This is a genomic window from Bradyrhizobium sp. 2TAF24, from assembly GCF_052115025.1.
Taxonomy (GTDB): Bacteria; Pseudomonadota; Alphaproteobacteria; order Rhizobiales; family Xanthobacteraceae; genus Bradyrhizobium_A.
Genome location: NZ_JBFRFW010000008.1, coordinates 88,276 through 109,817, shown reverse-complemented (window position 1 = coordinate 109,817; position 21,542 = coordinate 88,276). Strand labels below are relative to the sequence as shown.

20 protein-coding genes are annotated in these 21,542 nt (G+C 67.5%); 12 read left to right on the top strand and 8 right to left on the bottom strand.

The window, feature by feature from the left end:
* Positions 1-3 precede the first annotated feature (3 nt).
* The 3 genes from AB4Z37_RS14495 to AB4Z37_RS14485 form a co-directional block, all read right to left on the bottom strand.
* Positions 4-1,383: a cation-efflux pump gene (locus AB4Z37_RS14495; protein ID WP_441517432.1), complete on the bottom strand. Its 1,380-nt coding sequence runs from the start codon at positions 1,381-1,383 to the stop codon at positions 4-6.
* 106 nt (positions 1,384-1,489) lie between these two features.
* Positions 1,490-2,461 carry a zinc-binding dehydrogenase gene (locus AB4Z37_RS14490; RefSeq protein WP_441517431.1) on the bottom strand — a complete coding sequence of 324 codons (972 nt, stop codon included), beginning with the start codon at positions 2,459-2,461 and terminating at the stop codon, positions 1,490-1,492.
* Between the two features lie 27 nt (positions 2,462-2,488).
* A complete protein-coding gene (locus tag AB4Z37_RS14485; protein ID WP_441517430.1) occupies positions 2,489-3,265 on the bottom strand; it encodes an SDR family oxidoreductase in 777 nt (258 codons plus the stop codon).
* Between the two features lie 217 nt (positions 3,266-3,482).
* Between AB4Z37_RS14485 and AB4Z37_RS14480 the strand changes: the two genes are divergently transcribed.
* The 7 genes from AB4Z37_RS14480 to AB4Z37_RS14450 all read left to right on the top strand — a co-directional run bounded on the left by AB4Z37_RS14480 (position 3,483) and on the right by AB4Z37_RS14450 (position 9,164).
* Positions 3,483-4,157 carry a response regulator transcription factor gene (locus tag AB4Z37_RS14480; protein ID WP_441517429.1) on the top strand — a complete coding sequence of 225 codons (675 nt, stop codon included), beginning with the start codon at positions 3,483-3,485 and terminating at the stop codon, positions 4,155-4,157.
* The gene (locus AB4Z37_RS14475) at positions 4,154-5,515 is read left to right on the top strand and encodes a sensor histidine kinase (protein ID WP_441517428.1); all 1,362 of its coding nucleotides are present in this window, start codon (positions 4,154-4,156) and stop codon (positions 5,513-5,515) included. The genes AB4Z37_RS14480 and AB4Z37_RS14475 overlap by 4 nt, the downstream gene beginning before the upstream one ends.
* A gap of 224 nt (positions 5,516-5,739) precedes the next feature.
* The gene (locus tag AB4Z37_RS14470; RefSeq protein ID WP_441517427.1) at positions 5,740-6,327 is read left to right on the top strand and encodes a class I SAM-dependent methyltransferase; all 588 of its coding nucleotides are present in this window, start codon (positions 5,740-5,742) and stop codon (positions 6,325-6,327) included.
* Positions 6,328-6,390: 63 nt separating this feature from the next.
* The gene (locus AB4Z37_RS14465; protein ID WP_441517426.1) at positions 6,391-7,266 is read left to right on the top strand and encodes an SDR family oxidoreductase; all 876 of its coding nucleotides are present in this window, start codon (positions 6,391-6,393) and stop codon (positions 7,264-7,266) included.
* A 77-nt stretch (positions 7,267-7,343) separates the two neighbouring features.
* The gene (locus AB4Z37_RS14460; RefSeq protein ID WP_441517425.1) at positions 7,344-7,586 is read left to right on the top strand and encodes a DUF3297 family protein; all 243 of its coding nucleotides are present in this window, start codon (positions 7,344-7,346) and stop codon (positions 7,584-7,586) included.
* A 19-nt stretch (positions 7,587-7,605) separates the two neighbouring features.
* Positions 7,606-8,016, top strand: a complete 411-nt coding sequence (locus AB4Z37_RS14455; protein ID WP_441517424.1) for a VOC family protein — start codon at positions 7,606-7,608, stop codon at positions 8,014-8,016.
* An 89-nt stretch (positions 8,017-8,105) separates the two neighbouring features.
* Positions 8,106-9,164: an alcohol dehydrogenase gene (locus AB4Z37_RS14450; RefSeq protein WP_441517423.1), complete on the top strand. Its 1,059-nt coding sequence runs from the start codon at positions 8,106-8,108 to the stop codon at positions 9,162-9,164.
* 64 nt (positions 9,165-9,228) lie between these two features.
* On the opposite strand, the gene AB4Z37_RS14445 is transcribed toward AB4Z37_RS14450, so the two are convergent.
* From AB4Z37_RS14445 to AB4Z37_RS14435, 3 genes are all read right to left on the bottom strand, one after another.
* Positions 9,229-10,479, bottom strand: coding sequence for a Zn-dependent hydrolase (locus AB4Z37_RS14445; protein WP_441517422.1), 1,251 nt, complete (start codon positions 10,477-10,479; stop codon positions 9,229-9,231).
* 139 nt (positions 10,480-10,618) lie between these two features.
* Positions 10,619-11,395, bottom strand: coding sequence for an SDR family oxidoreductase (locus AB4Z37_RS14440; RefSeq protein ID WP_441517421.1), 777 nt, complete (start codon positions 11,393-11,395; stop codon positions 10,619-10,621).
* 24 nt (positions 11,396-11,419) lie between these two features.
* Positions 11,420-12,121 carry a GntR family transcriptional regulator gene (locus AB4Z37_RS14435; RefSeq protein ID WP_441517420.1) on the bottom strand — a complete coding sequence of 234 codons (702 nt, stop codon included), beginning with the start codon at positions 12,119-12,121 and terminating at the stop codon, positions 11,420-11,422.
* Positions 12,122-12,392: 271 nt separating this feature from the next.
* Here AB4Z37_RS14435 and AB4Z37_RS14430 point away from each other — a divergent pair, with 271 nt between their 5' ends.
* The 5 genes from AB4Z37_RS14430 to AB4Z37_RS14410 all read left to right on the top strand — a co-directional run bounded on the left by AB4Z37_RS14430 (position 12,393) and on the right by AB4Z37_RS14410 (position 19,135).
* A complete protein-coding gene (locus AB4Z37_RS14430) occupies positions 12,393-13,649 on the top strand; it encodes an ABC transporter substrate-binding protein (protein ID WP_441517419.1) in 1,257 nt (418 codons plus the stop codon).
* A 167-nt stretch (positions 13,650-13,816) separates the two neighbouring features.
* A complete protein-coding gene (locus AB4Z37_RS14425; protein ID WP_441517580.1) occupies positions 13,817-14,686 on the top strand; it encodes a branched-chain amino acid ABC transporter permease in 870 nt (289 codons plus the stop codon).
* A 16-nt stretch (positions 14,687-14,702) separates the two neighbouring features.
* Positions 14,703-17,222, top strand: coding sequence for a branched-chain amino acid ABC transporter ATP-binding protein/permease (locus AB4Z37_RS14420; protein ID WP_441517418.1), 2,520 nt, complete (start codon positions 14,703-14,705; stop codon positions 17,220-17,222).
* A gap of 20 nt (positions 17,223-17,242) precedes the next feature.
* A complete protein-coding gene (locus AB4Z37_RS14415; protein WP_441517417.1) occupies positions 17,243-18,184 on the top strand; it encodes a 3-hydroxyacyl-CoA dehydrogenase in 942 nt (313 codons plus the stop codon).
* Between the two features lie 27 nt (positions 18,185-18,211).
* A complete protein-coding gene (locus AB4Z37_RS14410; protein ID WP_441517416.1) occupies positions 18,212-19,135 on the top strand; it encodes a 3-keto-5-aminohexanoate cleavage protein in 924 nt (307 codons plus the stop codon).
* A gap of 184 nt (positions 19,136-19,319) precedes the next feature.
* Here AB4Z37_RS14410 and pncB read toward each other — a convergent pair whose 3' ends face one another.
* Both pncB and AB4Z37_RS14400 read right to left on the bottom strand, forming a co-directional pair.
* On the bottom strand, positions 19,320-20,624 hold the full coding sequence (gene pncB, locus AB4Z37_RS14405) for a nicotinate phosphoribosyltransferase (protein ID WP_441517415.1): 1,305 nt from the start codon (positions 20,622-20,624) through the stop codon (positions 19,320-19,322).
* 93 nt (positions 20,625-20,717) lie between these two features.
* A complete protein-coding gene (locus AB4Z37_RS14400) occupies positions 20,718-21,434 on the bottom strand; it encodes an RraA family protein (RefSeq protein WP_441517414.1) in 717 nt (238 codons plus the stop codon).
* Positions 21,435-21,542 lie beyond the last annotated feature (108 nt).

Below are 21,542 nucleotides of genomic sequence, written 5' to 3'. Positions count from 1 at the left end.
CGCTCAGCGTTCCGGTTCGGCGTGGCTGATGACGCGCTTCACATTCGGAAATGCGCGCCGCAGTGCGCGCTCGATCGCATCGACATGCCGGTGCACCTCGATCACGGTCATGGTGGCGCAGGCCCGGCAGTGGAAGTTGACGATCTTGCCGGCGTCGGTGTCGCGCACGCGGACATTGTGGACATCGTGGATCGCGTCGCCGTCGGCGGCGATCTCGGCGAGCGCCTGCTGGATGCGGGCGGTCTCTTCCGGGGCGGCATTGGTGCCCTGGGGCAACTCCGGCTCGAGCGGCTCGATGTGGGTATCGACCTCGACATCGGCGCCGAACTCGTCGCGAATCGCCTGCTCGAGATGGAGCGTGATGCCGTGGGCGTCGACCAGCGCCATGTCGGCGTCGACCTCGAGGTCGATGCTGATGGTCAGCTGGTCGCCGAGGTCGTGCACCGTGACATGGTGAATCGCAAGGCCGCGGTTGCGGGCGATCACCATGATGCGGTCGCGCACGGTCTCGCTGTCGCGGGCGACCGGTTCGGCGGTGAAGGTGAGGTCGGCATCGTGCAGCGCGGCTGCCACGGCCTCCTGGGCCTTCTGCTTCATGATGGCGATGCGGTCGATCGGGTAGGTGCGCGGCACCTTCACGGTGGCGTCGATGAAGTGGGTGGCGCCGACCATGCGCACGCGCAGCCGCTCGATGCCGATCACGCCGGGAACGGCCCGGATCGCCGCTTCCGCGGTCTCTGCGGCGCCCTTGGGGGCCTGGTCGAGCAGGGTTTCGATGGTGGAACGGGCGAGGCGCAGGCCGAGCAGCGAGATCATCACCGCAACGCCGAGGGCCGCCGCCGCGTCGCCCCAGGGAAAGCCGAGGGCGAACAGCGCAAGGCCGATGATCACGGCGACCGAACCGAACACGTCGGAGGCGAAGTGCAGCGCGTCGGCCTCCAGCGCCTGGCTCTTGGTGTCGCGCGCGGTCTGGTGCAGCGCGCGGGCGCGCCAGAGATTGACCGCGATGTCGACCACCAGCACCACGAAGGGCAGCGCCGAGACCGCGCTCGGGGTGGTGCCTTCGCGCAGGCGGCTGAATGCCTCCACCACGATGCCGCCGGCAAGGATGTAGAGCATGGCGATGACGCCGAGCGCCGACAGGCTTTCCAGCTTGCCGTGACCGTAATGGTGCTCGGCGTCCGCCGGTTTGTCGGAGACGCGGACGACCGCCCAGGTGATGATGGTTGCGATCAGGTCGATGCCGCTGTGCAGGGCTTCGGAGATCAGCGCGATGCTGCCGATCGCCAGCCCGACGATCAGCTTGACCGCGGCCATGCTGGCGCTGGCGACGATCGAGATGGCGGCGACACGGGTTTTGACGGCGGGGGCGGCGGTGCTCATGGCGGCGGTTTAGCAGCCTCGCCGCCGGCCTCAAAGCCGCGAATCCGCGCATGGGCACGGACTCAACATCAATGTTTGCTTTTGCAACTTATTCGCGATCCAAGGCTCATAGCCGAACCACGATCTTGCCGAGATGGCGGTTGGCTTCCATGTGCGCGAACGCGTCGGCGATGTCGGCGAACGGGAACACGCGGTCGATCGGCAACTTCAGCTGGCCGTTTTCGACCGCCGGCCAGATGTCGTCGCGGACGGCGCGGAAGATCGCACGGATCTCCTCGATCGAGCGGGTGCGGAAGGTGACCCCGACATAAGTGATGCGCCGCGCGGCGTGGGTGTCGAAGTCGAAGTCGGCGTGGCTGCCGCCGAGGCGGCCGACATTGACGATCCGCCCCAGCACTTTCGTGGCGCGCAGGTTCTGGCTCGCGAGCTTGCCGGACACCTGGTCGATGATGAGGTCGACGCCCTGGCCGCCGGTGGCCGCGAGCGCCTGCTCGACCCAGGCAGGATCGCGCGAATCGATCGCAAGGTCTGCGCCGAAGCGGCCGAGCTGGCCGCGGCGCGTGGCATCGGTCGACGAGCCGATCACCGGCTTTGCGCCTTTGAGTTTGGCGATCTGCAGCGCCATCAGTCCGACGCCGGAGCTCGCGCCCTGGATCAGCACCGACTGGCCGGCCTGCAGCAGGCCGTTGGTGACGATGGCATTGTGCATGGTGGTCAGCGCCAGCGGCAGTGTGGCGGCGTCCTCGAAGCTCATGCCGCCGGGAATCGGAAACAGCCGGCCATGATCGGCGAGGGTGTAGTCGGCGAACGCCGCGGCGCCCGACCCCATGACGCGGTCGCCGACCGCGATGCCGCGTGCCTCGGGGCCGACGGCGGCCACTTCGCCAGCCCATTCCATGCCGAGCACGGTGCCGGGGCCGCCGGCCGCGCCATGAGCATGGCCCTTGGTCATGCCGATGTCGGCGCGGTTCAGGCCGCAGGCATGGACGCGGATCAGCACCTGCGGCCCTTGAGGGGCGGCGGGCTCGGGAATGTCGGCGACCGCAGCGCCGCCAGTGGCGAAGATGTAGGCCTTCATGGGCGAGTGCTCCCTGCGTCGTGTTCGTCAGCGCCGGCTGGCGCTGAGGCCGCCATCGATGGTCATGATCACGCCGCTGGTGTAGCCGGAGCGGTCGGACGCCAGGAACGTCATCATGTCGGCGATCTCGCGCGGCTTGGCGGCGCGGCCGAGCGGATAGCTGGCCATGATCTCCGCATGGCGGCCCTCGTCGCCGAACCGGTCGGCGGCCTGCCGCTTCGACAGCGCGATGATGCGGTCGGTGGCGACCGGGCCGGGATTGATGCCGACGACGCGGATGTTGTCCTTCAGGCTCTGACCGCCGAGCGCCCGGGTGAACGCCATCAGCGCCGCGTTGCCGGCGCTGCCGGTGATGTAGTTGGCATCGAACCACTCGCCGGCCGCGCCGATATCGTTGATGATCACGCCATGGCCGCGCTGCTTCATGGCTGCGTAGATGAGCCGCGTCAGGTTGATGTAGCCGAACACCTTGAGGTCCCAGGCGTGGCGCCAGGTCGCCTCATCGACCTTGTCGAGGGAGCCGCCGGGAATGTCGCCGGCATTGTTGACGAGCACGTCGACATCGCTGGCTGCCGCCGCCAGCGCGGCGAGCTGGTCCGACTGGCGCAGGTCGACGGCATGCACCGACACCTCGACGCCGTGTGCCTCGCGCAGGCGGCGGGCGAGGGTGTCGAGGGCGTCAATGTTGCGGGCGGCGAGGCGCAGATGGCAGCCCTCCTCGGCGAACGCCTCGGCGGCGGCCGCGCCGATGCCCTTGGAGGCGCCGGTGATGAGGACGCGTCGTCCACGCAGATGCAGATCCATGGGCCAAATCCTTGAGGCTAAATCCAGGGTTGTTCCAGCCGGGTGGCTCGTTGTCGGCGACGCGGTTTGCGTCGATGGACAGGGCCGGGCCATCGTCGCGGCCGGAAAGAAGGGGCGGGGGCCGGACTTTGCCGCCGGTGCGACCAGATGTCCACTGCGCAATGTTGCCGTAATGTGAATGTGAGAAGTTACCTTTGGACAACACTGGCGTATCACCTTGCGAATTTTGCTGGTCGAAGACGAGCCAGAAATGGCGGAAGCGCTGCGAACCGCGCTCAAGCGCTATGACATCGTGACCGATCATGTGCGCACCCTCGCCGACGCCATCGAGGCGGCGACGGAGGACGTGCACGGCGCGATCCTGCTCGATCGCCAGTTGCCCGATGGCGACGGCCTCGACCTCGTCCCGCGCCTGCGCGCGAAGGGGCTCGGCATTCCCGTCATCGTGCTCACCGCCCGCGGCGACCTCGCCGACCGCGTGGCGGGGCTGAACACCGGGGCCGATGACTATCTCGCCAAGCCGTTCGCCATCGAGGAACTGCTGGCGCGGTTGCGCGCCATCCTGCGCCGTCCGGCCGACGTCGTCACCGACATCATGCAGGCCGGGCGGCTGTCATACGATTTCGACAACCGAGTCGCGACGGTCGGCAGCGAGGCGTTGAGCCTGCCGCGACGCGAACTGCTGGTGCTGGAGACGCTGCTGCGCCGGATAGGACGCACCGTGCAGCGCGCGTCGCTGGAGCAGGCGGTCTACAGCTTCGACGACGAGATCCAGTCGAATGCCCTCGACACGCATGTGTCGCGGCTGCGTCGCAAGCTGGCCGACGCCGATGCCGGGCTCGAGATCCATGCCATCCGGGGCATCGGCTATCTCCTGAAGCTGGCGCGATGAGCGAGCAGCCGCTCCGCTCGCTGCGGTCGCGTCTCGTCTGGCGCCTCGTCACCCTGCAGGCGGTGCTGCTGACGCTGCTGGTGGTGCTGGTGATCGGGACGCTGTGGGGCACCGGCTACCTGATGGACAACCGCGACGAGGACCGCGTCATCGACGTGGTCCAGGCGGCCCTGGTGCGCAATGCCGCCGGCGGGCTGACGCTGCGCGCGACGCCGCAGCTCGCCGCGCTGCGCGCCGACAATCCGGACCTGTGGTTCGTGGTGCGGGACGAGCAGGGGCATGTGCTGACCGAAGGCGTGGTGCCGCCGGATTTTGCGGGGATCGGCGGCGCGCTCGATCACATCAGCCAGGGCCGTCTCGGCTGGCAGATCGGTGACGACCCGGACCGCTTCGCCGCGCGCTTCAAGCGCGTGGCCACCGCTGCCGGACCGGTCCAGATTCTCACGGCCACCCAGGGCACCATGCCGCTGAGCAAGGCAGTGCTGGTCGGGCTCATGCTGTTCGCCGCGATCGGTCTGCCGGCGCTGCTGCTGATGACGCTGGCGACGCTGGTCGCGACCCCCGTCGTGGTGCGCCGCGCGCTGGTCGGGCTCGGCGAGGCCGCGTCGCAGGCCGGGCGGGTGGATTTCGACCGGCGCGGCACACGGCTGTCGCTGGCCAGTGTCCCGGCCGAGGTCGCTCCGCTGATCGATGCCTTCAACGGCGCGCTGCGGCGGCTCGACCACGGCTACGAGCGGCACAAGCGTTTTCTCACCGATGCCGCCCACGAACTGCGAACGCCGATCGCCATCCTGCAGACGCGACTGGAGGGGTTGATCGACAGCGGTGACAAGGAGCGCCTGCTGGAGGACGTGTCGCGGCTGGCGACGCTGGCGGAGCAGCTGCTGGATCTGCAGCGCCTCGATCTGCATCCCGAGGACATGGCGCCGGTCGATCTGGTCGGCATCGGCGCCCGCGTGGCGTCCGATCTCGCCCCGCTTGCCATCATGGCGGGCTACGACATGTCGTTTGTCTGTGACGTCGACAAAGTGCAGGTGCTGGGCGATCAGGCGGCGCTCGAGCGGGCGGTGATCAACCTCGTGCAGAATGCCATCGCCCATGGCGGGCGCAAGGGCACCATCACCATCCACGTCGAGCCGTCCGGGGCCATCTCGGTCTGCGACGAGGGGCCGGGCATCGCCGCCGAGCATCACGAGCGCATCTTCGAGCCGTTTCACCGCCTGCAGGCGCACAACCGTGGCGTCGGACTCGGGCTCAACATCGTTCGCGAGATCGTGCAGCGGCACAAAGGCCGGATCGCGGTGTCGAGCGGCCCTGGCAAGGGCGCCTGTTTCCGGATGACGTTCACCGTGATCTAGTGGTCCAATTCTAGCATTCGCATCCCGTTTCAGACGGCGCTTTGGATTTGACATTCGCTTCCGGGGCTCGCGGCTATGTGGGGAGCGAATGTCAAATCCGCTCCACTGGCTTTTGATTTTTTGCGGGCATGCCGCGAATCGCAATGTCCACATCATCTGGTTGCGTCAGAAAGTTCATGCGTCGCTCGTGCGGCGCCTTTTTCTGATCGCAGTGGAAGTTCCGGATGATGACGACGCAGGACGTGTTCTCCTTCTTTCGCGCCTGGGTGATGCAGCCGGGCCGGGTCGGCGCCATCGCGCCGTCCGGCGCGGCGCTGGCCCGACTGATCACCAGCGAGGTCGGTCCCGCCACCGGGCCGGTGATCGAGCTCGGGCCGGGCACCGGCGTTTTCACCGAGGCGCTGCTGGCGCGCGGCGTGCAGCAGAACAACCTCGCATTGATCGAGTATGGCTCGGACTTCGTGCGGCTGTTGCAACTGCGCTTTCCTGAGGCGCGGGTGCTGTGGATGGATGCCGGGCAGATCAGCCAGCATAACCTGTTCGACAACCAGTCGGTGGGAGCGGTGGTGAGCGGCCTGCCGCTGCTCAACATGACCCCGCGCAAGGTGCTCGCCATCCTCGGCGGCGCATTCAATTACCTGCGCCCGGGCGGCGCATTTTACCAGTTCACCTATGGTCCGCGCTGCCCGGTGCCACGCCCGCTGCTCGATCGTCTCGGCCTGAAAGCGACCTGTATCGGCAGTGCGCTGCTCAATGTTCCACCGGCGTCGGTCTACAGGATCAGCCGGCGCAGGCCGCTGCGGCTCGGCTGAGCATTCGACGCCGGCCGCGTTTCCTGTCATAGCAGGCCCGTGAACGCGAGGAGCGGAACGGGCATGCGGGTCTTCATCTTCGGGCTGGGTTATTCGGCGACGGTGATCGCGCAACGCCTGCTGATCAGCGGCGCCAGTGTTGGTGGAACCGTGCGCACTGCCGAGAAGGCGGAGCAGCTGTCGGACAGTGGCCTGACCGTGCAACTGTTCACTGGAGAGGAACGCGATCCGGCGATCGCCGAGGAACTCGTGGCGAGCGATGCCGTGCTGATCTCGGTGCCGCCGGACGGCGGCCAGGATCCGGCGCTGCGGATCTTTGCGGACGATCTCGCCGCGGCGCCGCGTCTGCGGTGGATCGGCTATCTCTCGACCGTCGGCGTCTATGGTGACCACGGCGGCGGCTGGGTCGACGAGACCACCGCGCCGACGCCAGTGGATGGCCGCTCGCGCGACCGCCTGACCGTGGAGCGGCAGTGGCAGGCATTCGGCGCCCATCGCAATATCCCGGTGCAGCTCTTCCGCCTGTCCGGAATCTATGGTCCGGGTCGCAACCAGCTTGTGCAGCTCGCCGAGGGCAGGGCGCGGCGGATCGTCAAGCCCGGGCAGGTGTTCAATCGCATCCATGTCGCCGACGTGGCGCAGATGGTCGAAGCCTCGCTGGCGCGGCCGCGCGCAGGCGCGATCTACAACGGCGCCGACGACGAGCCGGCGCCGCCGCAGGACGTGGTGGCGTATGCAGCCGAACTGTGCGGTGTCGTGCCGCCGCCGGAGATTGCGTTCGACGAGGCCAACCTGCCGCCGATGTCCCGTAGCTTCTTCATGGAGTGCAAGCGGGTGCGCAGCCAGCTGACGCGCGACGAGCTCGGTGTGACGCTGCAGTATCCGACCTACCGCGAGGGACTGACCGTGCTGCGTGCAGCAGGTGATGGCCCCGCCTGAGCAGAGCAGGAACATTGTCAGCGGCGGCGCTGCGGGGTAAGCAGGGCCGAACTGCCGTCTCGTTGAGGATACCCGTCATGGCCGACCAGCTTCCGGACCGCCTGTCCACCGACCCGAAGAGCCCCTATTACAATGCCGATGTGCTGGCGCGGGACATCGGCATCCGCTTCAAGGGCGTCGAGAAGGACAACGTCGAGGAATACTGTGTCAGCGAGGGCTGGGTCCGCGTGCCGGTCGGCTCGTCGAAGGACCGTTTCGGCAATCCCCTGACCATCAAGCTCAGCGGCCCGGTCGAGCCGTACTTCCGCGACGAGGCCTGAGCAGGGACAGGAGGTGCCGATGTCCGTCGTTGTCACCGCGCTCGATCACCTCGTTCTCAATGTCCGCGATGTGGAAATCTCCGCGGCCTGGTACCAGAAGGTGCTGGGCATGGAGCGTCGGGATTTCGATCCCGGGCCGGGCAAGGCCAAACGGGTCTCGCTGGTGTTCGGTCCGCAGAAGATCAATCTGCGTCCGATCGGCACCAGCAAGGTCGAGTGGTTCACCGCCGATCACGAGGCCGCGGGCAGCGACGATCTGTGCTTTCTCACCACCGTCTCGCCGGACGAGGTGGTGCGGCATCTGCAGGCCTGCGGCGTCGCGATCGCGGAAGGGCCGGTCGCCAAGCAGGGCGCGCGCGGCGTTCTCGCATCGGTGTATTGCCGCGATCCGGATGGCAGCCTGATCGAAATCTCTTCATACTCGGAATGAAAGTGCTGCCGGCCCGTTTGGCCGGTGGCGCCTGTCATTTCGCGCCGCGGACATTGTTCGCGGCCACGAAGAACGAGGAGGAAAACCCCATGCGCGCCTATGCCGTCAAGCTGTTCTGTGAGCCGATCGCCGAGATCACGGTGCCTGATCCGCACCCCAAGGGCACCGAAGTGGTGATCGAGGTGACGCGCTGCGGCGTCTGCCACAGCGATCTGCATCTGCAGGAGGGCTACTACGATCTCGGCGGCGGCAAGAAGCTCAGTCTCGCCGACCGCGGCGTCACCCCGCCGGTGGTGCTCGGCCACGAGGTGCTCGGTCGCCTGGTGGCCAGGGGCCCGGATGCGCCGATCGGCGACGACATGATCGGCAAGACGTTCCTGGTCCACCCCTGGCTTGGCTGCGGCGAATGCGAGATCTGCCGGCGCGGTGAGGAAAACCTCTGCGCCAAGCCGAACTCGATCGGCGTCCATCGTGCCGGCGGCTATGCCGAGAAGTGCCTTGTGCCGCATCCGCGCTATCTCGTCGACGTCACCGGCATCGACCCGACGCTGGCGGCGACCTATGCCTGCTCGGGTCTCACCGCCTACAGCGCGCTGCGCAAGGTCGACATCGCCAGGGATCGCGACTGGCTGCTGATTCTCGGTATCGGCGGCGTCGGCCTCAGCGGTCTCGAGATCGCCAAGGGGCTGGGCTTCAGGAACATCGCGGTCGCCGACATCGATCCGGCCAAGCGCGAGCTGGCGTTGGCGAGTGGCGCCAGCGTCGCGGTCGATCCCCGCGACAACGACGCACTGGCGACGCTGCAGGCGAAGAGCGGCGGCATCGGTGCGGCGATCGACTTCGTCGGCGCCCATGCCTCGGCCGAGTTCGGCATCGCGGCCATCCGCAAGGCCGGCACCTATGTGGTGGTCGGTCTGTTCGGCGGCGACATCACGCTGTCGCTGCCGCTTCTGGTGCTGCGCGCGATCAACCTGCGCGGCTCCTATGTCGGCAATCTCGGCGAGCTCAAGGAGCTGATCGAGCTGGTCAAGCAGGGCAAGGTGCGCGCCATGCCGGTGGAGGCCGTGCCGATGGCGCAGGCCAATGCCGCACTGGACCGGCTGCGGGCCGGGAATGTCAGGGGGCGGCTGGTGCTCGAGCGCGCCTGAGACCGCGAATTCCGGCAGCTTGGCGTTCGAGGCGCGGCCATCGGCCGCGCCTTTTGCTTGGGTGCTAGCCGGCGACACCCGCAAGCGATAGCACCGTGTGCAGCAGCACATTGGCGCCGGCAGTGCAGTCGGCCTGTGTCGCGTCCTCGATCTCGTTGTGGCTGATGCCATCCTTGCACGGCACGAAGATCATCGCCGTCGGCATCACGGTCGCCATGTTGCAGGCATCGTGGCCGGCACCGGAGGTGATGCGGCGGCTGGAATAGCCGAGCGCGTCGCTCGCCGACTGCACCGCCGCGATCATGCGCGGGTCGAAATGCGTCGGCTCCTTGCGCCAGATCATGTCGAGGTCGATCGCGACCTTGCGCCGCGCGGCGATCTCGGCGATCGCCGGACGCAGCGCGCGGTCGAGCGCGTCCAGCGTCCCGCCGTCAGGGCTGCGGAATTCCATGGTGAAGGCGATATCGCCGGGGATGACGTTGCGCGACGGATTGTCGATCACCGCTTCGCCGACGGTGCCGACCGCGTTCGGCCCGTGCTCCCTGGCGATCGTCTCGACGGCGAGAACGACTTCCGACAGGGTTGCCAGCGCGTCGCGCCGCAGCGGCATCGGCGTTGCGCCGGCATGGCTGGCGAAGCCGGTGATCTTGCCGTCGTACCAGATGATGCCCTGGCCGTGATCGACGACGCCGATAGTCTTGCCCTCGGCTTCCAGGATCGGGCCCTGCTCGATATGCAGCTCGACGAAGCTGCCGAGCTTGATCTGACCGACCGGTTCAGTGCCGCGGTAGCCGATGGCGTCGAGCGCCTGGCCGACGCTGATGCCCTCGGCATCGGTGCGGCCGAGGATGTCCGCGGTGGTGTAGTCGCCGGCATAGGCCGCGGAAGCCATCATGGCCGGCGCGAAGCGCGAGCCTTCCTCATTGGTCCAGTTGATGACGCACAGCGGCGCGTCGGTCTCGATGCCGGCGTCGTTCAGCGTGCGCACCACCTCCAGCGCTGCGAGGGTGCCGAGGATGCCATCATACTTGCCGCCGGTCGGCTGGGTGTCGAGATGGGAGCCGAGGCCGATCGGCGCCTTGGTCATGTCGCGGCCGCGGCGGATGGCATACATGGTGCCGAGCGCGTCGATGTGCACCTCGCAGCCGGCGGCCTCGCAGGCGGCGCGAAACCAGTCGCGCACCCGCTTGTCCTCGGCGCCGAGCGTCAGGCGGCGGACGCCGCCTTTTGGTGTTGCGCCGAACTGCGCGGTGTCATGGATGGCGCCCCACAGCCGGGCGGAATCGATCTGGAGGTTGGAGAGATGCTTTGCCATGTGCGCGGACTTTCCTGACGATCGGAGGCCGATTGCGGCATAGCATCATTCGATCCGCTGCGGAACGCCCCGCGCCGCATGGCGCCTGCCGCAATTGTCGCCGCAGGCTGGTCGTTTCGCGGGCAGGGCGGTGCGCGTCTCAGCCCAGCATGCGGGTGTCGCCGCAGATCGAGATCGCCTGGCCGGAAATGGTGCGGCCGCGCGGGCTGCACATGAACACGATCTGGTCGGCGATCTGCTCCGGCGTGACGTACTCCTTGATCGAGGTGAAGGAGAACGCGATCTCCTCCATCTCCTTGTACGAGACGCCACGCTGCTGCGCCTTGGCCTCGAGCACACGGCGCTGGCGATCGCCGGCGACGAGGCCTGGCAGGATGGCGTTGACGCGGATGTTGTCGGGGCCAAGCTCGATCGACAGCGACTTGGTGAAGCCGATGACGCCCCACTTGGCCGCGGCATAGGGCGAGCGCAGTGCGAAGCCGAGGCGGCCCGCGGCGGATGACAGGTTGACGATCGAGGCGTTGGTGCTCTGGCGCAGCAGCGGCACGGCGAGCCGCGCGCAGTTGAACTGGCCGGTGAGGCAGACCTCGAGGCAGCGGTCCCAGTCCTCCGGGTGCATGTCCTCGACCCTGGCGGTGGGGCCGGCGACGCCGGCATTGTTGACGAGCACGTCGAGGCCGCCGAGGGTCGCGGTGAGGCCTTTGAACAACTCGGCCACCGACGCGCGGCTCGCCACGTCGCAGGTGAAGCGGGTGAGCGCGGGATCACTGTTCGCCCGCGCGGCGAGCGCAGCTTCATCGACATCGCAGATGACCACGCGTGCGCCCTCGCGTGCGAATGCCTGCGCGATCGCAAGGCCGATGCCGTTCGCGCCGGCGGTGACGAGAACGCGCAAACCCTTGATGTCGAGATCCATGTGAACTCCAGTGAAGCCGTGGCGTCAGTCGGGCAGGCCGCCGCGCGAGAGAATGAAGCTCGAGGCGCCCTGGATGTCGGCGGCGATGCCGGCGCGGGCGCCCTCGCTGTCACGCGCCGTCAGGGCCCGCAGCACGGCGGCATGCTTGACGATGACGCCGCTGGCGGCGAGCCGCTGCGGATTGGCGCGCAGGTCGAGATTGATCACCGGGCCGGCCTTCAGCCACAGCGCGCGGATGATTTCGAGCAGCGTCGGCGAATGCGCTGCCGCATAGATGGCGAAGTGGAAGGTCTTGTTCAGCTCGACGGCGCGGGCGAGGTCGGGCCCGGCAGCCTCGCACTCCCCGCGCATCGCCGCTTCGGCGGCCGCGATGGCTGCGAGATCCTCCGGGCTTCGCAGCGCCGCGGCCTGCGCCGCTGCAAAACCTTCGATCTCGATGCGGATCCGCGTCAGGTCGCGAAACTGCTCGGCTGACATGATGGGCACGCGCACTGCGCGGTTGGGCGCGACCTCGAGGGCCCGGTCGGCGATCAGGCGCGACACGGCTTCGCGTACCGGCATGATCGAGACGCCGAGCACTTCGGCGGCGCCGCGCAGCGACAGCTTCTCGCCGGGCGCGAGGCGGCCGGAGATCAGAAGGTCCGCAAGCTTGGCGTAGGCGCGTTCGCCCAGCGTCTGGCGGTCGAGCGGCTCAACGATGCTCAGTGCGGTAGTGGACGACCCCACGACCTATTCTCCTGCGGACTGTTTCCCCATGGTCCGCGCCGGTGCGTGCCCGGCGTCGGTGCCATCCGATGTTTGCCGGGTTTTGCTCCTGCGGACCAGCGGTCGCACCGCGCGCTGGCGAAAAGGGGCTGGACAACCCGACATCGTTTTGTCAGTCTAACTGTGATCACAGATCACGGCAAGGCTGATCAAACGCGCGGCCACAGCGCGAAGGCCCGGCCGGACAAGACAATCGCCATTCGCGGCTGATGCCGCACAGGGAGGCTCGTTCATGTCGCAAGAAGGTTGTCTCACGCGTCGCACGTTGTTGAAGGGAACCGCCGGCGCTGCACTGGTGTCCGGCCTGTCCGCGCCCTCGCTGCTGCTGGCGCAGACGCCGGAGGTGATCCGGATCGGCCATCTCACCCCGCGCACCGGCTTCCTTGGTCCGCTCGGCGAGTATGCGGTGATGGCGATTGACCTTGCCGTCGAGGAAATCAATGCCGGCGGCGGCGTGATGGGCCGCAAGGTCGAGTTGCTCAAGGAGGACTCGGTCAACCCGCAGACCGCCTCGACCAAGGCCGAGCGGATGATCGAGCGCGACAAGGTCGCCTGTATCATCGGCGAGATCTCGTCGGCCTCGGCGCTGACCATCGCCCAGGTCGCCCAGCGCAACAAGACGCTGTTCATCAACACCGGCGCCAACTCCGATGCGCTGCGCGGCGCCGACTGCAAGCGCTACATGTTCCATGTCGAGTCGCAGAACTCGATGTATGTCAAAACGGTCGGGCGCTCGTTCCTGCGCGACGGCCTTGTCAAAGGCAAGAAGTGGTACTCGTTGACGGCTGACTATGCCTTCGGCCACGACCTGCTGCGCGTCGCCAAGCGCTTCATGCAAGGCAATGGCGGCGAGTTCGCCGGCGACGAACTGGTGCCGACCGACGCCACCGATTTCTCGGCTTATCTGCTCAAGATTCGCGCCAGCAAGCCCGACCTTGTCGTGCTCAATCTTGCCGGCACCCAGATCACCAACTTCCTCAAGCAGTATGCCGAGTTCGGGCTGACCTTCCCGGTCGGCGGCTTCGGCTTCGATACCGCGCTGGCCTGGGCGGCGGGCAAGGGCAGCTTTGTCGGCACCTGGCCGTGCGTCTGGCATCATCTCGTCGACACCCCGAACAGCAAGGCGTTCGTCGCCGCGTTCAGCAAGAAGTACGGCAAGCCGCCGGAGAACCAGGCCTGGGGCGACTACATCGCCGCCAAGATCGTCGCGCAGTCCATCAACGAACTGAAGTCGGCCGATTCCACCGCGATGGTGGAGCACTTCGAGAAGGGCGCGAAGTTTGACCTGCTGAAGACTCGCGCCGGCCATTTCCGCGCATCGGATCACCAATTGATGCACGAGATGTACGCCATCACCGCGCTGCCGGCGGACAAGGTCAAGAACCAGTGGGACATCTTCGCCTCGAGCGAGCCGGTGCCCGGACCGAACGAGGATCTCGACGTCATCGCCTCAACCAAGGAAGAAAATAGCTGCACGTTCACCCCCTGAGCGTGCGACCTTCCGCAGTCCTCCATGGGTATAGCCCGGAGGACTGTTTCCTTCTTTCTTGCGGATGAGCGGGCGGGGCGGCGCGTGGCCAGGTGAGGTCAAGTGATGCCAAGTGAGGGCGCGCCCGATCGCGATCATCCATCAACAGGATCATGACCGTGTCGGTGATGCTTTTCGTCCAGCAGCTTCTCAACGGCCTGCTCGACGGCGTCTACTATCTGCTGATCGCGCTGGGGCTGTCGCTGATCTTCTCGCTGGGCGGCATCGTCAACCTGGCGCATGGCGCGTTCTTTGCCATCGGCGCGTACCTGACGCTGGTGCTGTCGCCTTACCTCGGCTTCGGCGGCTCGTTCGTCGCCGCGCCCGTGGCAGTGGCGCTGCTCGGGCTGGTCATCGAGCGGCTGCTGTTCCGCCGGTTCTACCGTGCCGATCCGATCCTGTCGCTGCTGCTGACCTTTGGCCTCGCGATGGTGGCGGAGCAGGCGCTGCGCATGATCTTCGGCGCGCCGCCGCTGTCCTACTCCATTCCGCCGGCGCTGCGCGGGCAGGTGGTGATCGGCTCCTTTATCTATTCATACTACCGCACCGTGCTGCTCGCGGTCGCCGCCGCCTGCGTCATCGGGCTGTGGCTGCTGCTGCAGAAGACCTCGTTCGGCCGCGTGGTGCGCGCCGGTGTGCAGAACCCCGACATGGTCGGAGCGCTGGGCATCTCGCTGCAGCCCTACATGTCCACGGTCGCTGCCCTAGGCATCGGACTTGCGGGGCTCGCCGGCGTGCTGCTGGCGCCGATCTATTCGGTGCACCCGGCGATGGGCAACGAGATCATCACACCGGCGTTTGTCGTGGTGGTGATCGGCGGCCTCGGCTCGTTCTGGGGTGTGGTGGTGGCGGCGCTGCTGGTCGGTCTCGTCAAGGGCACGATGATCGCGGTCGGTTACTCCGCGGGCTCGACCGCGGCGATCTACCTGCTGATGCTGCTGGTGCTGCTGTTCCGCCCGCGCGGGCTGTTCGGTGAACGCATCATGCGCTTCGAATGACCGGCAGGTGCCCCCGATGACGCACAAGCTGCCGCTTCCCCTGATCGTTGCCGCCGCCGGCCTGCTGCTGCTGCCGCCGGTGATGCTCGCGATCGGTCTCACCATGACCTCGGCCACCGAGGCGGTGGTGTTCGCCATGGCCTGCATGGCGCTCAACATCCTGGTCGGCCACACCGGCCTCGTCTCGTTCGGCCACGGCGCCTGGTTCGGGCTCGCGGCCTATGCCGCGGCGATCGTCCAGCGCACCGTGATGCCCGGCTCGTTCTTCGGTCCGGCGCTCGCGGGCCTTGTGGTGGTCGGCGTGGTCGCCGCGGCGTTCGGCTACCTGATCCTGCGCCGGCGCGGGGTCTACTTCTCGCTGCTGACGCTGGCGCTGGCCGCCATGCTCTATGTCATCGCATTCCGCTGGACCGATGTGACCGGCGGTGAGAACGGCCTTGGCGGCATCACGCGGCCGACGCTGCTCGGCATCGATCTGGAATCCTCCACCAGCTACTATTGGTTCGTGGCGGCGATCGCGTTCGTCGTCGTGGTGCTGCTGTGGCGCTTCCACAACTCCACCGTTGGCAGCGTGCTGGTGGCGATCCGCGAGAACGAGCAGCGCGCGCGCTTCCTCGGCTATGCCACCAACCGCTACAAGCTCGTCGCATTCACCCTGTCGGCCACCATCACCGGCCTTGCCGGCATCCTGCTGCTCTACAAGAACCGCATGACCTCGGCCGACCCGATCTCGGTCAGCTTCTCCGGCGAGTTGCTGGCGATGGTGGTGATCGGCGGCATGCGCAGCTTCCTCGGCCCGGCGCTCGGCGCGCTGTTCTATGTCATGTTCCGCGAGTTCCTGAGCATCTATTCGGAGAACTGGCTGTTCTGGCTCGGGCTGGTGTTCGTCGGCTTCATCGTGTTCTCGCCGTCCGGATTGACCGGCGTCGCCGCGCAGCTGCTGGCGCTGTTCCGCAAGGCGCCGGTGGAGGACGCCGCCATGGCGGCGCGGCGCATCGAGACGCTGCCGCTGCCGGAGATGCTGCGCCCGACAACCACGTTCGACGGCGCGGTGCTCGCGGCGCGCCAGATGGCCAAGAGTTTCGGCGGCATCCGGGCGGTGCAAGGCGTCGACATCGCCATCGCCGACCGCACGCTGCATGCGCTGATCGGGCCGAACGGCGCCGGCAAGACCACCGCCTTCAACCTGCTGTCCGGCCTTCACGTCCCGGACGAGGGGGCAGTCACCCTGATGGGGAAGGCGATCGCCGGCCGGGCGCCGGAAGATATCGCGGCGGCAGGTATCGGCCGCTCGTTCCAGATCACCAACCTGTTTCCGGGCCTGTCGGTCGGGGAAAACATTCGTCTTGCGGTGCAGGCGCGCCATCCCCGCCGCGCCGATCCGTTCACGACGGCGCAGTCGATCGCCGACATCAATGCGCAGGCCGACGAGATCATCCGCTATCTCGGGCTGGCCGGCATCGAGCGGGCGGAAGCCGGCTCGCTGTCCTATGGCGGTCAGCGGCTGCTCGACATGGGCCTTGCGCTCGCCACCGCGCCGCGGGTGCTGCTGCTCGACGAGCCGCTGGCGGGTCTTGCCGCCGCCGAGCGCGAGCGCATCGGCGCCATCATCAAGCGCATCTCCGCCGATATCCCGGTGCTGCTGGTCGAGCATGACATCGACCGCGTGTTCCAGCTCGCCGACCATGTTACCGTGATGAACGAGGGGCGGGTGCTGCTCGACGGTTCGGTCGAGGACGCGCGCTCCAGCCCGAAGGTGCAGGAGGTCTATATCGGCTCGGGAACGGCGGCGATCGCGGCCGAGGTGCGCGAGACCGCAGCGACGCCGGGCCTGCTGATGGCGGTCAAGGACGTCGATACCTTCTATGGCAAGAGCCACATCCTCAAGGGCGTCGACTTTCCGCTGCACCACAACGAGATCATCGCACTGCTGGGGCGTAACGGCGCCGGCAAGTCCACTCTGCTGAAGACGCTGATCGGCATCGCGCCGGCATCCACCGGCTCGATCGTGCTCGCGGACAACGAACTGGTCGGGCGCAGCCCCGCAGAGATTGCGCGGCTCGGCATCGGCTATGTGCCGCAGGGCCGCGGCCTGTTCGCCGGCATGACGGTGGAGCAGAACCTCGAACTCGGCGGGCTGAAGCGGCAGACCGGCCACGGCGTGCACTGGACGCGCGAGCGCATCTACGAATACTTCCCGCGCATCAGGGAGCGGCTGCACAGCCCGGCGGACTATCTCTCCGGCGGTGAGCAGCAGATGGTGGCGGTCGCCCGTGCGCTGTCCGGCGACGTGCGGGTGCTGCTGCTGGACGAGCCGTTCGAGGGGCTGGCGCCGGCGGTGGTCGAGCAGCTGTTCTACACCTTCGACCGGCTGCGCAACGAGGTCGCGATCATCATCGTCGACCACAACCTCGACCTTGCGCTGGCGCTGTCCGACACCACGGTGGCGCTGGAGCGCGGCCAGGTGATCCATCGCGGCCCGTCGCGCGCACTGCGCGAAGATCTCGAACTGCGCCGCAAGGTGCTATGGCTGTGACAAGCGGAAAGGCAGGGGTGATGAGCGGACGAGCGGGACAGGTGGCTATCGTCGGTGTCGGATTGATCGGCCGGGCATGGGCGGCGGTGTTCGCGCGCGCCGGCTGGTCGGTACGGCTGACCGACCCGCATGCGCCGACGCTCGACGCGGCACCGGCGCTCATCGCGGGCGAGCTGCAGGCGCTGGCGCGGCACGGCCTGGTCAAGGACCCGGACGCGGCGGCTGCACGCGTTGCCGTAGCGCCGAGCCTTGCTGCGGCGCTCGACGGCGTCGACTTCGTGCAGGAGAACGGTCCGGAGACCGTGGACGCCAAGCAGCAGATCTTCGCCGAGCTCGACCGCCTGGCGCCGCCGCAGGCGCTGCTGGTGTCGTCGACCTCGGCGATCGTCGCCTCGCGCTTCACCGAGCAACTCACCGGCCGGGCGCGCTGCCTGATCGGCCATCCTGTCAACCCGCCGCATCTCGTGCCGCTGGTCGAGCTGTGCGGTGCGCCCTGGACGGCGTCCGAGGCGATCGAACGTGCCCGGCAGATCTATCACGCGGTCGGCCAGGTGCCGGTCACGGTCAAGCGCGAGATCGACGGCTTCGTTCTCAACCGCCTGCAGGGCGCGCTGCTGGCGGAGGCCTTCCGTCTGGTCGGCGAGGGGTATGTGTCGGCGGAGGACCTCGACCACACGGTCAAGGATGGCCTCGGCCTGCGCTGGTCGTTTCTCGGGCCGTTCGAGACCATCGAGCTCAACGCGCCGGGCGGCATTCCCGACTACTGCGCGCGCTATACCGGCTTCTACAAGCAGCTCGCCGCGACCGCCGCCGGCCCCGAGGTCTATGAGAGCCCCAATGTCGATGGGGTGATCGCGGCCTGGCCGCATGCGCCATCGCCCGAACGCATCGCCGCGCTGACGCAGCGGCGCAACGAACGCCTGGCGGCACTCGCCGCCCACAAGGCCACCCAACGCGACTGATTTTCAATTTCAAGGAGAACCCGAACCATGGCCCGTAAAGTCATCATCACCTGTGCCGTCACCGGCGCCATCCACACGCCCTCGATGTCCAAGGCGCTGCCGGTGACGGCGCAGGAGATCGCCGACGCCGCGATCGAAGCCGCGGAGGCGGGGGCAGCGATCGTCCACCTGCATGCGCGCAACCCCACGACCGGACAGCCGGACCAGAGCCCGGAAGCGTTCGCGCCGTTCCTGAAAGTGATCAAGCAGCGCTCGGACTGCGTGATCAACCTGACCACCGGCGGGGCGCCAACCATGACGGTCGACGAGCGGGTACGGCCGGCCGCCGTCTACAAGCCGGAGGTCGCCTCGCTCAACATGGGGTCGATGAACTTCGGTTTCTTCGGCATGCTCAACCGCTTCAAGACTTTCCAGCACGAGTGGGAGCGCAAGCATGTCGAGAACAAGGACATCGTGTTCCGCAACACCTTCCAGGACATCGAGTATGTCCTGACCACGCTGTCGGGCTCCGGCACGCGCTTCGAGTTCGAGTGCTACGACACCGCGCATCTCTACAACCTGAACTACTTCCTGGAGCAGGGGCTGGTGAAGCCGCCGCTGTTCGTGCAGACGGTGTTCGGCCTGCAAGGCGGCATCGGCGCGCACCCGGACGACGTCATGCACATGAAGCGCACGGCGGATCGCCTGTTCGGCGACCAGTACAAGTGGTCGGTGCTGGGCGCCGGGCGCAACCAGTTGCCGATCGCGGCGATGGCGGCGGCGATGGGCGGCAACGTCCGCGTCGGCCTCGAAGATTCTCTGTGGGGCGGCCCCGGCAAGCTGGCGCAGTCCAACGCCGAGCAGGTGCGCCTTGTGCGCCAGATCATCGAGGGCCTTGGCCTGGAGGTTGCGACCGCGGACGAGGCGCGTGAGATCCTCGACCTCAAGGGCGGCGACAAGCTGGAGTTGTAAGGCATTCGGCCGGACGATTTCCTGGAGATCGTCGGCTCCCGATTCTCGTCCCTCATGGTGAGCAGCGCGGAACGCGCGTCTCGAACCATGAGGCCGAGGTGCTGCGCTAGCCGGGCCTCATCCTTCGAGGCGCGGCTGCGGCGCTCCTCAGGATGAGGGGATAGGTTGCGGCAGGTAGAGGTACCTACACCCGCACCGTGCTGGTGACGCGGCCGTCGCCGCCGAACACACGCAGGTAGCGGGCGATTTCCTCCGGCGCGCCGGTCGCCTTCTCGGTGTTGTCCGAGAGCTTCACCGCGGGGCGGCCGTTGACCTCGGTGACCTTGCAGACCAGCGAGATCGGATCAAGGTCGGCGGTTCCGTCGGGCGTGCAACCCATGAAGTCGTTGGTGAGATTGGTGCCCCAACCGAAGCTGGTGCGCACGCGTCCGGCGAAGTGGCGATGGGTCTCCTCGATGGTGTCGACGTCCATGGCGTCGGAGAAGATCAGGATCTTCTTCCTGGGGTCGCGCCCCCTGTCCTTCCACCAGCGGATGATCTGTTCGCCGGCGGTAATCGGGGGGGCGCTGTCAGGGCGGAAGCCGGTCCAGTCGGCGACCCAGTCGGGCGCGTCGCGCAGGAATGCGGTGGTGCCGAATGCATCGGGCAGTGCGATCAGCAGGTTGCCAGCGTAACTCTTGCTCCACTCGTTGAGGACACGGAACGGCGCCTGGCGCAGTTCGTCGTCGTCGCGCGCGAGCGCGGCGGCGACCATCGGCAGCTCATGCGCGTTGGTGCCGATCGCCTCGAGGTCGTTGTCCATCGCCAGCAGCACGTTCGACGTGCCGGTGAAGGAACGGCCGAGACCTTCCTTGACCGCCTCGACGCACCAGCGCTGCCACAGGAAGCCGTGGCGGCGGCGGGTGCCGAAGTCCGACAACAGCAGGCCGTCGAGTTTCTTCAGCCGCTCCACCTTGGTCCACAGCTTGGCCTTGGCGCGGGCGTAAAGCACGTCGAGGGCGAAGCGGCCGTGACCCTTCATGGCCTGGCGCGAGCGCAGCTCGTTGACGATGGCGAGCGCCGGAATCTCCCACATGGTGGTGTGGGTCCACGGGCCTTCGAAGTGCAGCTCGTACTGGCCGTCGACCTTGCGCAGGTCGTACTCGGGCAGGCGGAAGTCGGCGAGCCAGGCCAGGAAGTCCGACGAGAACATCTGGGTCTTGCCGTAGAAGGTATTACCGGCGAGCCAGATGTGCTCTTTCTTCGACAGCTGCACGGTGCGTGCATGATCCAGCTGCGCGCGCAGTTCCTTCTCGTCGATCACCTCGGCAAGGCGGATGTTGCGGCTGCGGTTGATCAGCGAGAACGTCACCTGCACGTCCGGGTGCAGCTCACGGATCATCTGCAGCATCAGCAGCTTGTAGAAGTCCGTGTCGAGGATGCTGCGAATGATCGGGTCGAGCCGCCAACCGTGGTTGTAGGTTCGAGTGGCAATGTCGGTGACGGTCATCGATCTGCTTGTACCCGGATGATCATGGTCGCGGCGTCCGCATGCTAACCGACGCCGCAGGTTCTTCCTATAGCAGTGCAACCATCTGTTTCGTCAATGGATTTCCGCAGCGCGGGCGAGCGCCGCCCTGAGCTTGTCGAGGCTGAAGGCGTCGCTGCGGGCGATCGATAGGATGACCTCCTCCCGGCGGGCGCAGAGGTCGGCGGCCTCGGGAAGGCGGGCGGCGACGTCGGCCGGGATCACCACGGCGCCGTGGCGGTCGGCATGGATGATGTCGTCGGAGCGTACCGTCATCCCCGCGACATTGACGGTGTCGCCGAAGCCGGCGAGGTGGACATGGGCGTGGGAGGGCCCGATCGAGCCGGCCAGGGCCTGGAAGCCCGGCGCCCACTGCGGGATGTCGCGGATCGAGCCGTCGGTGACGACGCCGAGACAGCCGAGCGCCTTGTGCAGGGCGCTGTTGACCTCGCCCCAGAACGCACCGAAGCCGATATTGGCGCCGTCGAGATCCTGGATCACGCTGACGCGCGGGCCATGCCCGGTGCCGACATACTCATAATACGCCAGACGCTGGTCGCGCTGGGCAGCCGCCGGCAGGCCAGAGGCCGTGGTGGCGCGGATGGTGGCGGTGCGTGCATAGCCGACCACCGGCGGCAGGTCGGGGAAGGGGCACACCAGCGGCTTGACCGTGTAGCCGCTGAGCCGGCGTTCGGGGGCGACCAGCTCCATCGCGTTGCAGATGGTCGGGGTGTCGAAGCGCGCGAGCGCCTCCAGCACGGACGGCGGGACGGGGGCGGTGGCATCGGTCACGGCAGGCTCTCCGGCTTAGAATGTGGGTCGCTTCCTCGGGGATTCAGCAACAGTGCCTCGCAGCGGCGGCGACGGCAAGGTTCAACGCGCAGCGCCATGACGCGATTG